This is a genomic window from Vibrio sp. R15-SG3-ISO1A (genome assembly GCF_059833955.1).
Map to the genome: position 1 here is coordinate 16,500 of NZ_JCBDGH010000036.1, position 15,043 is coordinate 31,542.

Consider the following 15,043-nt stretch of genomic DNA (forward strand, 5'->3'; position numbering starts at 1 on the left):
TGATTAACCTTATGCCTCAACACCCGATCAAATTCATTGCTGCCGACATGGACGGTACGCTGCTCGATGAAAACAGCCAGCTGAATCCGGAATTTTTCGAACTCTATCCACAACTCGAAGCGAAAGAAATCATTTTCGCGGCGGCCTCAGGCAGACAGTACTACAGCCTGATGGAAACCTTCTCCCCAATAAAAGATCGTATGATGTTCATTGCCGAAAACGGCACGCTGGTGATGCATCAAGGTCAAGAGCTCTACCGCTGTGAAATCGACAAGCAAGATATTGCCGATATTATTCGAGAGGCGAGACGCATAGACGGCGCCTACATCGTGCTGTGTGGTACTCAATCGGCATACATCGAAACCCAAGCAGAAGAAGCGCTCAACGAGTTCAAAAAGTATTATCATCGCTGTCAGTATGTCGAGGATCTTCTCGACGTTGACGATGACTTTATCAAAGTCGCCATTTTGCATTTCGGTGGCAGCGAAGCGCTGGTTTACCCAAGTGTGTCCTCGCAGTTTGGCGATTCTCACCAAGTGGTGGTGAGCGCAAAAATCTGGCTCGACATTATGAACAAACACGCCTCCAAAGGCGCGGCGATCGAGCATCTACAATCCACACTGGGTTTCTCTTTCGAACAGACCATGAGCTTTGGCGACTACCTCAATGACCTAGAAATGCTCAAAGTGAGCTACCACTCCTACGCCATGGATAACGCGCATCCGAAAGTGAAAGAGGTCGCCCGTTTTCTTGCGCCGAGCAATAAAGAGGCAGGGGTGTTTAAGGTGATCAAGGCCACCCTTCTCAGCTAACCTCGGCGTTGATAGAGTAAGCGTCGCGCAGTATGACGTTTACTCTTCTCCTTTACCCACATTTACACTGCTTGACCTTACTTGACACCCGGCTTGCTACGCTTTAATTAGCCAAATAGAGGGAGGATGTGTCATGAAATGGGTTCTCGTCGGCATCGCAATGATGACCGCTCTCGTGACGGGGCTATGGCTATTCGCTGAGCCGTCACTATTGAGTTCGTCGCTTATATTTCAATGGCGCTCGGCACTGGTTCAGTACTCCGGCATTGTGGCTATCATGTTGATGTCTCTTACCATGGTATTGGCACTGCGCCTAGATTGGGTTGAACAGGTCACGCAAGGGTTAGACAAATCCTACCGACTTCACAAGTGGACGGGGATCGCGGGTGGCGTACTGGCTATCATCCATTGGCTCTTCTATCACCTTCCTATTCAATTGGTCAGTGCAGGGGTTCTCACTGCGCCGCAACGCTTTTCTGGCCGTGGGCCTGCGCACCTTGGTAACGACCTACTCTCAAGCTGGATTCTTGAACTTCGTTCAACCGGTCTCGCTTTAGGTAAGTGGGGATTTTATCTGTTGATTGCCTTGATTGCGCTCTCGCTCTGGACCGCCCTCCGCTATCGTCCGTTTCGCGTCTCACATAAATTGATGGCTGTGGCCTATTTGATGGTTGCCGCACACTCTGCCCTGCTGCTCAAACACAGCTATTGGGGCACGCCAATTTACTTTCTCACCATGGCATTCATCGTGATTGGCGTCTTGGCTGCGATATATAGTTTGCTGGGGTTGATCGGACGTTACCATCAATATGATGCGCGGATTAGCCGCGTTCAATATCACCCACTGAGCCGCATTTTAGATCTTGAACTGCATATGCCCACCTCTTGGCCCGGTCATCGCTGTGGACAGTACGCTTATCTTCAATTTGGCCATGAAGATCCCCATCCGTTTACGCTAGTGTCTGGCTGCAAAGGGGATAAAGTGCGATTTCTTATCAAAGAGTTAGGCGATTTCACTACTGGGCTAAATAAGCGTGTCAACCTAGGAGATTCGGTTCGAGTCGAAGGGCCATATGGGCATGTTTCATTCCATCAATCCAGCCCACAAATTTGGATCGCTGGCGGTGTCGGCGTGGCACCCTTTGTGGCGGCTTTACACGGTTATGCCGAGCAGCCACCACGCTATCCGGTCTTCTTTTTCTTCAGTTGTCGCGGAGTGGATACGGCCATGCTCCAAGAATTGCATCAACTTGCGACACGCAGTGGGGTGACGTTGGAGATTGTCGATACGCGATACCAACCGCGCCTCACCATCGAAGGCTTGGCGCAGCGCTTTGTGCATTTAGACCACTACGATGTCTATTTCTGCGGGCCAGAGTCGATGTCTGCTCAGCTTAAAAATGATCTTAAACGCCATCGTTTCGATACCGCGCATCACTATCACGAAGAGATGTATGCGATGCGTTAGCCAACAAATCGTACCGTCACCACTCGCCCGTTCGCGGTGACGGTATTGCAATAAGACCAACCTTGCTGCTTAACCAGCCTATCGGTGAGTTCCAGTCCTAGCCCAAAGCCTAGATCGCTGTCTTTCTCCTGGTCAGTGTCATTGTGGTTTTCAATCACCAATGTGTCACCCGTTTGCGAGATGACCACTTGGCCTTTCTGCGTGTGTTGGAAGGCATTACGCACTAAGTTCGTGATGACGATACGCGTCAGGCCACTGGGCAGTGTCACCTGAGTATCGTCGGTCGACTCAGCAACGGTGACCGCTTTGCCATGCAGTAAATAGTTGAGCTCCTGACGGATCTGCATCACTAACTGGCCGATGGCGAACGAGGTGCTCGGTAAGGCTTTCTCCTCACGACGATTGAGCCACAGTAGGGTTTCGGTCAGATCGGTCATGGTCAGCGAAGCACGCTCAATGCGCGCCAATACCTCACGCTGCTTAGCGGGCTCAACCTGACGCTCGATCATTTTGCCCAGCAGCTCGGTATTGGTTCGCGTGACCGCAATCGGCGTGCGTAGCTCATGGCTGGCATAGCCAAGAAAACGCTTTTCACGCTCGACACTGGCTTGTACCGAGCGCAAGCTCGACTGAATCATCTCGGCGAGCGCATTAAGCTCTCGGTAGTGAAAATTGGGTATCGCCGCATCCAGCTTATCTTCATCCAACGATTTCGCCCATGCGCCCAACTGTTCAACAGGTGCCGACACATTACGAATAATCATCAGCAACACCACGGAAAAAAGCGCTATCGCACCGATCGCGGTAAAAACGATATAGAAAAATGGCGGCAGCTCATCACGGCTCATCGGCGTGGTGCGATCACGATCGCCTATCTCTATAGCGGCAAAACGGCGCTCGCCATCTTGCTCAAGCTGCATGACAAAATAGCCTTTCTTCGGTGGACTGAGTAAGGGAATGCCTTCGATGTGTTTGAGTAGACGGCCATCGGCCAAATCCTCTTGATCAAAGTGCTGCGTGATACGGGTGGGTAAGTCTTGCCATCGCTTCGCAACCAAGAGGTCATCTTGCTGTGTGACCTGACCCGGCGCAACGTCGAGATGAAACGCTTGAGAATGGACAAAGCCGCGCATGGCCTCATCCATCCCTGAGAAAAAATAGCTCACCGCAACGCCTGACATTCCGACAATCGCGCTACTGCCCATCGCCACCATCGCCAACACAAAATAGAGCCGTAGACTACGCCTTAATCGCATACTCGCTCCTCACGTTTAAGCGCAAAGCCTCGCCCCACAAGAGTCTGTATCCGTTTGACTTCACTTTGGCCATCCACCGCCTTGCGAAGGTGGTACATGTGCACTTTCAAGCTGTTGCTGTCGGGCTGTTCATCCCCCCAGACGCTCTGCACCAGTTTGTCTCTCGAGACACTGTTTGGACTGGCGCGCAGTAACGTTTCCAGCAGTTTGTAGCCTATCGGTGTCAGTTTCATCTCCTGCCCATCGCAGGTCGCGGTTTGTGTGGTGAGATCGAGCTCGACTCCTTCCGCACTCAGTAGCGTCACTTGCCCACTGCGCCGACGCGAAAGCACTTGCGCGCGAACGATCAACTCTTCCATCGCAAACGGTTTAATGAGGTAGTCGTCTGCCCCGGCGGAAAAGCCCCCCAGTTTGTCGTCCAAGGTATCGCGTGCCGTCAGCATGAGAACCGGCACATCAAGGCCACTGGCGCGCAGTTTCGCGCACACTTCTAGGCCATCCATTTTGGGCAAATTTAAATCGAGGATCACCACATCGTAGCGCTGATTTTGTATCAGGTTGAGCCCCGCCACACCATTCGCCGCGTGGTCACACTCAATGCCCTCTAGCGCGAGGTAGTCGATAACCGCAGTGGCCAAATCGAGATCGTCTTCCACCAGTAAACACTGTAAATGGTCGCTTTTCATGCTCTCCTCCACACCCACCATCGATGTTCATTCTTTACATAATAAGGGCTTAGACAATCATAGCCTAGTTCACTTGTTGAGTAACTCGACGTCCCGCTCCACTGATGCGCTGCTTGAGTGCCAACAAGAGCGCTCTGACATCCTGATCAATCATCAACAGCGATGGCGTTAAGATCAAAGTGATCAAAGTAGCAAACAAGATGCCGTAACCCAGCGCTGCGGCAGCAGGGATCAAAAACTGCGCTTGCATCGATGTCTCACTCAACAGCGGCGCAAGACCGGCAAACGTGGTCACGGATGTGAGCAGCACCGCTCTCAGTCGACCTGAACATGCCTGTTCAATCGCTTCTGATACCGACAGTTTGACCTCTTTGACCAGCTCATTGTAACGAGAAACGAGGAGCAAGCTGTCGTTAACCACGACGCCACTCAGTGCCAACACCCCATTCAGTGACAAGATGCTGATGGTCAAATCGTTCCACCAGTGACCCAAGATAGCGCCAACAATCCCAAACGGAATGGCGACCATGATGATCAAGGGCTGAACGTACGACTTGAGTGGAATCGCAAGCAGCGCAAAAATGACGATCAGAGCCAGCACGAACGTCGACTCCATTGAGTCGGTGGACTCCTTTTGCTGCTCAGCTTCACCGGTAAAGTCGATTTTGAGCGTCGGATAATCCGCTTTCAGTGCCTTCACCAAGGTGTTTTCAAGTTGTGCGACTAACTCATTCGAGGCGAGGATATCTTTGTCCACCGAGGCACTGACATACACCGCACGTAAGTTGTCGATACGGGTGATCTCTGACGGCTGATAATCCGAGTACACCTTCGCCACCGCCGACAAGGGCACCACCGTACCATCGCTGGTTCGCACGCTTGATTGCGCGATGTCCGCTAGCGTTTGACGCTCACCCTCAGGGTAACGGACCCGGACTTTGACTTCGTCTTTGCCCCGCTGAAAACGCTGTACAATGTCGCCACCAAACGATTGTAAGACTTGCTGAGACAGGCTGGCGGTATCCATGCCCATTGCACGGCCTTGCTCTGTCAGTTCGAATCGATACTGCGGCTCACCTAAATCTAGGTTGTCATCAATACCACTTACCCCGTCAATCGATTGCAGTGCCGCTTTCATTCGGTTCCCGGCATCGGTCACAATCTCGTCGCTACTCGCTTTGAGTTCGACTTTAAAGTTGTCCACCATCTCCTGGTGAGAGCGAATGCTGAGCTTTTTAACCCCTTCCATGTTACCCGACATCGCCAGCCATGCATCAGCAAACTCATCAATGTTATACGGCGCCTCTGGCGCTAGTTCCACTTGGATAGAGCCTGAGCGGTCGGCCGTGGCCGACACCTGTAGACTGGCAATCGCCGACGTATCGCTCTCGCCTCGCAATTGGGCATCCACCGTAAGCGCATGGCGCTCGAGGGTCAGTAAATTGGTTTCGGTTTGACCAAAGCTGACATCGTTGTACATCGACATTTCAGCCGAGACGGTGTCGCCGGCGATGTCTGGAAAAAACGCAACGCGCACGGCGCCGGTGAGCGGCATACCAATCACTAAAATGAATAACGCCAAAAAGCTGAGTACGACGGCATAGCGAAATTGCAGTGCGATTTTAATCAGCGGCTTATACACGCGTTGGTTGAAGCCATTTAACCCTCGCTCCGCACCGCTTTGAATGCGGTTCCAAATCCCTTTGTTGTCTTTCCGGTGAGTGTCAATATGCGCCAGGTGCGCCGGTAGAATGAACTTAGACTCCACCAATGAGAGCAATAAACAGATGGTCACCACGGTGGCAAATTGCGCATAAATTTTGCCCATGTTGCCATCAATGGCGGCAATCGACAAAAAGGCAGCCACGGTGGTCAGAACCCCAAAGACGGTCGGCGCCGCCACTTTGAGCGTGCCTTTAATGGTGCTCTCTATGGTGTCCCCCTCAGCTCGGCGGGTCGCGTAAATGCTCTCGCCCACGACCACCGCATCATCCACAACGATGCCGAGCGCCATGATGAAACCAAAGGTGGTCATCTCGTTGATGGTCAGCCCAACGAACGAGTCGGTCATAAAAAACAAGGTGCCAAAGAAGACAAAGGGCAAACAAGCTGCGACCCAAAATGCCACGCGCAGGTTAAGAAACAGCGCCAACACAATAAACACCATCGCAATACCGGTGAGCGCGTTGGTGGCAAGCAGTGATAGACGCTCTTTGATCATGGTACTTTTGTCATACCAAGTTTCCATGTCGACATTGTCAGGCAATACGTTACTTGCTCGCCACTGCTCAACCACCTGTTTGGCCTGCTCAACAATGTTGACCACATCACTGCTGTCATCCATCAAAATCTGGATGCCGATGGCATTTTGCTGGTTATAACGGGACAACGAGTAGCTATCTTCTTCGAACGTGTCGCTGACCGTGGCAATATCACCAAGTAGAATCTGTGCGCCTGACTGAGTTGTAATGATGGGAATTTGGCGAAAATCTTCCACTTGATACGCTTGCTCTGACGCTTTGAGGCGCACGGTTTTTTCGCTGTTGCGCAGGCTGGTCGAAATGGCCGTCGCGCTTTCTGCGTTGATGGCATCCGAGACATCCGTAAGTGACAAGCCATAGGCCTGCAAAGCCTGCTCATCCACCTCCACCGAAATCATCCGCTCTAGCTCTGCATTGATAGAGAGATCGCTGATCGCACTCTCACTCAACAAATCGGATTTCAGGTCTTGAGCCAAGGTCTGCAATGTCGAGCGGTCCGCATCGCCATACAGTTGCACCCAAATCGCATGATCCTGACGACGTGCTTTTTCGATGACCGGATTGTCCGCTTCCGCTGGCCAGTTGTTGATGGCATCCACTTCGTTTTTGACATCCGTCAGCAAGGTATCCAGATCGTAACTGCTCTCTTTTTCAATCGACACGTAGCTGCCTGTCGAATCCGACGTCGAGGTAATGCGTTTGATGCCCGGTACGGTTTCCAGCGCTTCTTCAATTTTTATCGCGATCCCTTCTTCCGCCTGAACCGGATCGCCACTGTCATAGCTGACAGCAACACTGACCACATCAGGTTCAAGAGTAGGGAATGCCTCTTTACGCAACGAACTGACGGAAAACAACCCCACGATGATGACACCCATCATCAATAAGTTTGCCGCCACTGGGTTGCGAGCAAACCACGCAATCACACCCGTAGAGTGATTCGACTGACTCATGATTTGCCCTCCTCATTGGCCAACACTTTCATGCCGACTTGAAAACTGCTCAACGGACGCATCACCACTTGAGCCGCTTCTTCGCTCAGCGGATCAATATAGACGAAATTGTTGCGCTCAAATCGCTTGGTTGCGGCAGCTTTGACCAAGCTGCCTTGTTGGTTGACCATCCAGACTTCCCCCTGCTGCGAATACGCAGATGCAGGAATTTGCCAAAGGTTATCGACCTCAGGCCCAGTTAAAGTAGCTTTGACAAATGTACCCGGGTACAGCGGAGACGCCTGCTCAAGAGGACGTTCCACTACCGCAATCACTGAACGCTGGCGAGTGGTCTCTGTGATATGTTGGTTAGCGCGATCAACGCGCGCTTGCCATTGGTGTTGGCTTTGACTGTCCGTCAACGTAACTTGCCACTGCGTGACATCACTCTGGCCGTCTGCTTGTAAGGTCAACCACTGCTGCTCCGACAAGGCTAACTCGACTTCAACACGATCCACGCTGTAGAGCGTCGCAATGCTATCGCCAGTCGAGACGTAGCTGCCCGGCTGAATAGAGCGGGCTACAATCAGCGCATCAAATGGGGCACGAATGCGGGTGTCCTCGAGATCTTTTTTCGCAGCCGTGAGGGCTTTTTCTGCGTTATCTAATGCCGCTTTAGCACTCTCGAGTTGGGGTTCACGTAGCACCAAGGTGGAACTTGGTTCACCGGATAATCCAGAGCGTTGCCACTCTGACTTGGCTTGTTCACCTTCACGCTGCTCTTCTAGGTAGGCAAGCTTTGCCGCCGCGACGTCCGCTTCTGCGCTCGCGACCGCTTGCTGGTATTGCGTATTATCCAGCGTGGCAAGGACCTGACCTTTTTTCACCACTTTCCCCGTTTCAAAATCATCAGCCAAGCTCACCACGCGGCCATTGACCTCACTGGTGAAACTGAGGTTGTATCTCGGCTGCGCCTCTGCGTAGCTGGTGATTTGCGCCTGATAGCGGTGGGCTTGAGTGGTCTGTACCGCAACTTGTGACAGCACGCGACTGGCCGATGCGCTTTGCTCTGGTTGTACCCTTTGCGCTTCCTGCGCGGGGGTCTCTCCAGGGCCCTTGGGCGGCGCCAGTTGGCTGCCATTGTAGGCAACAGCGGCAAAAATCGAACCCGCGGCAACCAGCGTCACGGCTAGGGTCAGTGCATTTTTTTTCATCAAGATACTCCTAGGCCTAGCGCGAGGCCCAAATCAATTCGGTTTAACAATCGCTGGTAAGTGGCGCTCGTGAGTTGCGCTTCGATGTCGTAGGCTTGCTGCTGAACAGTGAGAAGGTCAAAAATATCCACCAGCCCCTCTCGATACTTTTGTTCATAACTTTCGACGCTGCGGCGCGCGCTCTGTAACGCGCTCTCGAGATGTTGCTGCTGCTTCTCCAAAGCATGTTCTTGGCCGACAGCGGTTTCTACTTCACTTACGGCATCAAGGAGTGTCTGTTGGTAAACCCAGTAGGTTTGCTCGGTGGTCAGCTCGGCCAACTCCGCTTGAGATTTCAACTTACCACCTTGAAAAATCGGCGCTGAAATCTGACCCAACACACTCCACACAGGGTTGGTGAGTAGCGCCTCACTCGGGGTTTGCGCTAGGTCGGTCAAACTGGCTGAAAGACTAAATGAGGGCAACATCGCTTTGTAAGCGGCATCGGTGCGCAGTGCTTCCGCTTCAATGTTGTAAAAGGCTTGCTGTAAATCAGGTCGACCAGCCATGTTTTGTACGCCCAGACTGTCGAGCGGATTGAGCACCGTCGCAAATACCGCCGGCACTTCGTCCCCGCTCAATTGAGGGGCACGCAGCCCAGTGAGCAGTGCTAAGTTGCGCTGACTTTGGGCCATGTTCTCTCGATATTCCGCCACGGTCGCGCGCGTGGAAGAGGAGTTGGTTTTTGCACTGTCGAGCTCTTCTAGACTGCCTAGCCCAACTTTGTAGCGCTCTAGCACCAGCACTTCGTTGTTTTCGAGAATGTCCAAGCGTCGCTGCTCTATATCCAACAGTTGTTTATTGACGCTGATTTCAAGCCAGCCCCGCATCACGTTGGCCGCAAGCAGATCTTTTGCCGCCTGCAAGCTCGCCTGTGTGGCGGCGATGTCTTTCTGCGCGGCGGCGCTGCTATCCGCCAATTGACGCCAGATATCCAGCTCCCAACTGACATTAAGCTCACCCGTGTAGCTCTCATCGCTGCCTTCTGTTTGCTCACCAGACAACCCAGCACTCAGTGTCGGCCATTGGTCCGCCGCGGTGATACCGTGCTGCGCATACGCCATTTTCAGGGCAACAATACTTTGTTGAAGGCTGGGATTATTCTCCATCGCCGCCGCTAAATAGGGCGCTAGCGCTGGAATGTTCACCAAATCGGTGATCGCCTGCAAAGGCTCATCACTTGGTGACTGTTCATCCACCAACTTGCTGACTAGCTGTTCAATGGCCAGCTCATTGCTGATTTGCGCTTGGTCTACGTAATCGGTGCGATTGCCTGAGCTGCAGCCCAGAAGGCTCACCACGACAAGGCTGATTAAGGTTGTTCGAAAGGTCATGCTTACATCTCTCCCATCTGATAACGGTAAGAGTAAACAAGGCGGGGTTAAGAGAGGGTTAAGATATAAAAAAAGAGCAGGCGATGCCTGCTCGATAGGGGAAGGTGATACTTAGATTACGCCACTTTCGTGTCGCGGGGAGCCATACCTTGTAGCTGGTTGTCGAAAAACTCTTCGTGCAAGGCACAAATCGCCGCTTTGTACTCCTTGTCACTGACGACAAACTGCACGTTGACGTTACGCATCGACGAGTGCAAAGCATAAGGCGTAATGTCAGCCTTCATGAGGGCGCTCACCCCTTTCGCTAACGCTTTGTTGGTATCGATTTGCGAACCAATCACCGAAATCAGCGCCACCATGCGGCCTTTGATTTCTGAATTCGGATAGCGTTTTTCCGCTTTGTACAACACTTTGTTCAGGCTATCGCTGTTACCGCCCAAATAATAGGTAATAGAGTTGGCGTTCATCTCTTTACCAATCAAGCTGACATGGGCATCCGAGATGATCTCCATCAGCTCGTAGCTGAAGTTATCCGCTTCGCCGACCATGGATTGGTCAAAGAGATGCAGCGCAAAGACCTTCTGCTTACCAGCGATAATTTCCACTTTGTCCGCCGTCGGCTGGAACTGGTTGGAAATCAGAGTGCCACGATGCTCGGGCTCAAACGTGTTCTTGATTTGCAGCTCAATGCCGCTTTCACGCAGCCCTGCCGCAGCATTCGGGTGAATGGCTTCCATCCCGAGACTTGCCAACTGATCCGCCACGTCATAGTTAGTGTGGCCAATGGGCAACACTTTCTCAGGGCCAACGACGCGAGGGTCCGCCGAGCTAAGGTGATACTCTTTGTGGATAATGGCGAGATCCGCATTGGTCAGTGTGGCGATGCGGCTAAACGTCATCTCGCTGTAACCACGATCAAAAGTCGACATCAGGCCGTCTTTACATGATGCATAACCCGTGACGATGGGGAGCTCTTGGCTGACATCAATCTCTTTAAAGGCGTTGAGGATATTCTCATCTAAGCTCTCGACTTTGTCAGAGCTCCAGCCTGAGAGGTCAACAAAACGCGCTTCAATGCCCATATTTTTCAGTTTTAACGCCGTGTTAAATGCACTGTGCGCTTCACCTATTGACGCCAAAAATTCACGTACTTGAGGCAAGTAGTGGCGCAAAGTGAACTGGCCGTATTGGCACGTTTCCAGAATATTTGAGATGCAGTTGCGCGCCTCAGAAATACGCGAGCGAATGAACTTGTCCGCGCGCATCCGGTTCATGGGGTCGGCAAACATGTGCTCGTTGGTCAGCAACATGCGCTGCTCAACCTCTGCCAATGCATCGCTCCAGCTGTCATCGCGTTTCGCGATCAGCTGATAAACCCCAGGTTTGCTGGTCTTTTTACACTCCAGCAGCGCATCCGTGATGCCGCCATACGCGGACACCACAAACACTCGATTGTAGAGGTTGTCCCGGTTGGGACGCAGGATAATGTTTTCTAGTACGGCATCAAATGCCGTCATTGAGGTACCGCCGATTTTCTCTACGGTATAAGTCATAATATCGCCTTTCGTTCGATTTAATGGTTAGGATTAGGTGCGTTGTTCCTGCTCATTGCCCCTAATCTGCGATGGGATAGACCCCTTTTTCATCGTGCACTTCTGCGCCTGTCAGTGGCGGGTTGAAGACACAGGCCATCACCATGTCGGCCCCTTTGTAGGCGCGCAGATAATGCTCATCGTGCTTATCGAGGATGTACAATGTACCCGGCTCAATGTGGTATGTCTTACCACCGACGACTTCAATTTCACCTTTACCGCTCATGCAGTAGACAGACTCTAGGTGATTTTTGTAGTGAATGTGCGTTTCGCTGTCTTCGTAAATCGTCGTGATGTGGAAAGAAAAACCCATGTTGTCGTCTTTGAGCAACATACGCACGCTTTCCCAATTATCCGTCGCGATTCGACGTTCACTATCACGACATTCATCTAAGGTTCTGACTATCATTCTCTGTTCCTTTTCGCTTTCTTTTTCTGCCAACCGAATGGGGTCGGTACGACGTTGTTTTGAGCTTAAGATGCTTGCTTGAACTGCTTAACCGCGACTCGTTGAACCGCCTCTTCAAAGATGCGCAAACCTTGTTCTAGTTCTTCTTCTGTGATGGTCAGCGGGCAGAAAAACTTCACCACTTCATCATCAGGCCCTGCTGTCTCGATCACCATGCCGAGCTCAAAACAGTGCTTCGCAATCTCGCTGGCAATGTCGCCGTTGACACACTCGATACCCTGCATCATGCCGCGACCTTTCACTTGCTCAAACAAGTTAGGGTGACGCTTCAAGCTGCGAGTAGTCACTTGCGTCACTTTGTCGGCGCAGTTTTTCACGTGGGCTTCAAACTGTGGATCGGCCCAGTAGGTCTCAAGCGCTTTCGCTGCGGTGACGAAGGCATGGTTGTTACCTCTAAACGTACCGTTGTGCTCACCAGGCTTCCAAATATCCAGTTCCGGACGCAGCAAGACGACGGCCATCGGTAAGCCGTAACCACCAATCGACTTCGAGAGCGTCACGATATCTGGGGTGATCCCCGCTGGTTCGAAACTAAAGAAGGTGCCCGTACGGCCACAGCCCGCTTGAATATCATCAACAATCAAGAGAATGCCGTTGGCTTTACACAGTGCGTCGAGTTTTTGTAGCCAAGCGTTAGAGGCCACATTCAACCCCCCTTCACCCTGTACGGTTTCAAGCAGTACAGCGGCAGGTTTGTCCATACCGCTTGAGTTATCTTGCAGCATGGTTTCAAACAGTTTTAAGCCATCAATATCGGCATAACCATCAAATGGAATACGCGTCACTTGGCTCTGCATTTGGCCCATTTCTTGGCGATGATGCTGGTTACCCGTTGCAGCCAGTGCACCAGCAGTACAGCCGTGGAAACCGTTGGTAAAGGCGACAATCGAGCTACGTCCTGTCACTTTACGCGCCAATTTGAGCGCGGCTTCTACCGCGTTTGTGCCCGTTGGGCCAGTAAACTGCAGTTTGTAGTTGAGTTCACGCGGCGCAAGGATGATGCGATTAAACGCGTCAAGAAACGCCGCTTTGGCGGTGGAGTGCATGTCTAAACCATGTGTGATGCCATCAGATTCGATGTACTCCAACAAGGCCATTTTTAGCACCGGGTTGTTGTGGCCATAGTTCAATGAGCCCGCACCGGCTAAGAAATCGAGATAGCGCTCGCCCCCTTCAGTTTCTAGCCAGCAACCTTTGGCTTTGGTGAATACCACCGGAAAGTTGTTTGAATATGAACGTACTTTTGATTCTTGCTTATTAAAAATATCCATAATAAGACCGTTTGGGTTCCTCAATTATTTATTGGGACGAGTGTGCGTGAGCACGAGAAAGTGGGATGCGATACAAATACTCAGTATCGTGCTCCCCTTTAAAATGGGTGTTTTGGTCCAAGAAAACCGAAATCTCACCGTGCTTGCCATGACGTTTGTCCAGCTTTTCGAACAACATCCACGACGCCGTATTGTTCTTTGTTATCGTCGTTTCTATCGCGTTGATGTCGGACAAGGTGTCGCGAGCGAGCAGGCGGTCTAACATTTTCGAAGCGATGCCTTTACCACGGTGATCGCTCGATACCGCCACTTGCCAAACAAACAGCACTTCTGGCTGTTGTGGCTTGCGGTAGGCAGAGATAAATCCAGCCACCTCATCATCAATCTCAACCAAAATGCAGGTGTCCGCAAAGTGGGTAGACTGAAGAAAGTTACAGTACGAAGAGTTAACATCCAGTGGCGGACAATCTTTGATGAGTTGGAAAATCTGGTCGCCATCGGTATCACTCGGCTCTCTAAATCGCCACGTTGGGCGTTGGGGTTGTGTAATTTCCGGATACATAACCCAGGGCGCTGACGTAATCATGTGCAGATACATTTCCTTTGAACTCTAATTAAATTCGCTATTATTATGAGCAAGATCGGCCACCAAAAATCAAATTTGACGCCAAATCAACCGTATTTTTGTGACATGTATCACATAAAACCAAATTACACATAAAGTTTAACAATGATTAGTGCACTAAATTATTTCATTCGGAGTATCATGTCGCGCGCGTCTATGATTAACTATGCTTATATTTATCTTAAGTGACTCGATTGGAACCACCGATGATTCGAACCCTAATTAGTTTTCTCATGCTCCTCTCACTGAGTTTCCCTACCCTCGCGGAGCAAGAAAAATACTCCGACTCCGAGATGCTCGATCGCCCGCTAATGGAGCGCTATATCCTCGATGAGCTCAAAGCTCTGCGCCAAGACCAACAAGATTTAGAGCGCCGCTTGGTGGTTCAAATTACCGACCGAGAACTCGAAGTGGCCGACAAATCCCTCAACTACGCCAACGTCACCGTGACCTACTTTTTCTACATCATCGCCGGTGTCGCGTCGTTGATTGCCTTTGTTGGTTGGCAATCTCTGCGAGAGTTCAAGCACAACACCAAAGACATGGCCGACAAGCGACTCGATGCGATTGCCAAAGAGTACGAGAAGAAATTCAGTGCATTGGAACGCGATCTAAAACGTAAGACGCGCGTGATCAGTGAAAACAACAAAGAGATTGAAAAGATTAATGAAATCCACAACTTATGGCTAAGGGCGCAAAGTATGCCGACCGCCGAGCAGCGAATTGATGTGTATGATGAGATCTTGACCATGCGACCAGGCGATCTTGAAGCGCTGACCTACAAGGCGGATGCAGCGATGGAAATTCGCGAGTACCACTGGGCGTTGAGTCTATGTAATCGTGTCCTTAACCTCGACAACAATAATGGCCCTGCACTCTATCAGCGTGCTTGTGCCTACTCTCGTTTGGGGATTGAAGAGCAGGCGATTCTGGATTTGGAATTGGCGATTGAATCAAGTCCGTCGATTCGAGAGTTGATCAATACGGAGCCGGATCTAGAGGGGCTACATGGCAACCCACGATTTGATGCCCTGCTCCTCGATGAGCACCACTAAGCTTGATAGATTTCCAGCGGTAAACCATC

12 protein-coding genes are annotated in these 15,043 nt (G+C 51.4%); 3 read left to right on the forward strand and 9 right to left on the reverse strand.

The annotated features are described in order from the left end of the window. Positions 1-11: 11 nt before the first annotated feature. Positions 12-812 (forward strand): Cof-type HAD-IIB family hydrolase, encoded by an 801-nt coding sequence (locus AC6R0L_RS05820; protein ID WP_500628555.1) that lies wholly within the window; start codon positions 12-14, stop codon positions 810-812. A gap of 133 nt (positions 813-945) precedes the next feature. Beyond that, positions 946-2,280, forward strand: coding sequence for a ferredoxin reductase family protein (locus AC6R0L_RS05825; RefSeq protein WP_500628556.1), 1,335 nt, complete (start codon positions 946-948; stop codon positions 2,278-2,280). Here the strand turns inward: AC6R0L_RS05825 and AC6R0L_RS05830 are convergent. The 9 genes from AC6R0L_RS05830 to ectA form a co-directional block, all read right to left on the reverse strand. After that, entirely contained in the window at positions 2,277-3,536 is a 1,260-nt protein-coding gene (locus AC6R0L_RS05830) for a sensor histidine kinase (protein ID WP_500628557.1), read from the reverse strand. The genes AC6R0L_RS05825 and AC6R0L_RS05830 overlap by 4 nt on opposite strands. Then, entirely contained in the window at positions 3,527-4,222 is a 696-nt protein-coding gene (locus AC6R0L_RS05835) for a response regulator transcription factor (RefSeq protein ID WP_500628558.1), read from the reverse strand. Before AC6R0L_RS05835 ends, AC6R0L_RS05830 begins: the two co-directional genes overlap by 10 nt. A gap of 64 nt (positions 4,223-4,286) precedes the next feature. Further along, positions 4,287-7,436, reverse strand: a complete 3,150-nt coding sequence (locus AC6R0L_RS05840) for an efflux RND transporter permease subunit (RefSeq protein WP_500628559.1) — start codon at positions 7,434-7,436, stop codon at positions 4,287-4,289. Next, complete coding sequence (locus AC6R0L_RS05845) at positions 7,433-8,629, reverse strand: efflux RND transporter periplasmic adaptor subunit (RefSeq protein WP_500628560.1); 1,197 nt, start codon at positions 8,627-8,629, stop codon at positions 7,433-7,435. Before AC6R0L_RS05845 ends, AC6R0L_RS05840 begins: the two co-directional genes overlap by 4 nt. Then, positions 8,629-10,002, reverse strand: a complete 1,374-nt coding sequence (locus tag AC6R0L_RS05850) for a TolC family protein (RefSeq protein WP_500628561.1) — start codon at positions 10,000-10,002, stop codon at positions 8,629-8,631. The genes AC6R0L_RS05845 and AC6R0L_RS05850 overlap by 1 nt, the downstream gene beginning before the upstream one ends. Positions 10,003-10,118: 116 nt before the next feature. Beyond that, a complete protein-coding gene (locus AC6R0L_RS05855) occupies positions 10,119-11,555 on the reverse strand; it encodes an aspartate kinase (RefSeq protein WP_500628562.1) in 1,437 nt (478 codons plus the stop codon). A 61-nt stretch (positions 11,556-11,616) separates the two neighbouring features. Beyond that, positions 11,617-12,003 carry an ectoine synthase gene (locus AC6R0L_RS05860; protein WP_334553271.1) on the reverse strand — a complete coding sequence of 129 codons (387 nt, stop codon included), beginning with the start codon at positions 12,001-12,003 and terminating at the stop codon, positions 11,617-11,619. Positions 12,004-12,068: 65 nt separating this feature from the next. Beyond that, on the reverse strand, positions 12,069-13,334 hold the full coding sequence (gene ectB, locus AC6R0L_RS05865) for a diaminobutyrate--2-oxoglutarate transaminase (RefSeq protein ID WP_487902757.1): 1,266 nt from the start codon (positions 13,332-13,334) through the stop codon (positions 12,069-12,071). 28 nt (positions 13,335-13,362) lie between these two features. Then, positions 13,363-13,920, reverse strand: a complete 558-nt coding sequence (gene ectA / locus AC6R0L_RS05870; RefSeq protein ID WP_500628563.1) for a diaminobutyrate acetyltransferase — start codon at positions 13,918-13,920, stop codon at positions 13,363-13,365. 272 nt (positions 13,921-14,192) lie between these two features. Here ectA and AC6R0L_RS05875 point away from each other — a divergent pair, with 272 nt between their 5' ends. After that, entirely contained in the window at positions 14,193-15,014 is an 822-nt protein-coding gene (locus AC6R0L_RS05875; protein ID WP_420378219.1) for a tetratricopeptide repeat protein, read from the forward strand. The last annotated feature ends 29 nt before the right edge of the window (positions 15,015-15,043 follow it).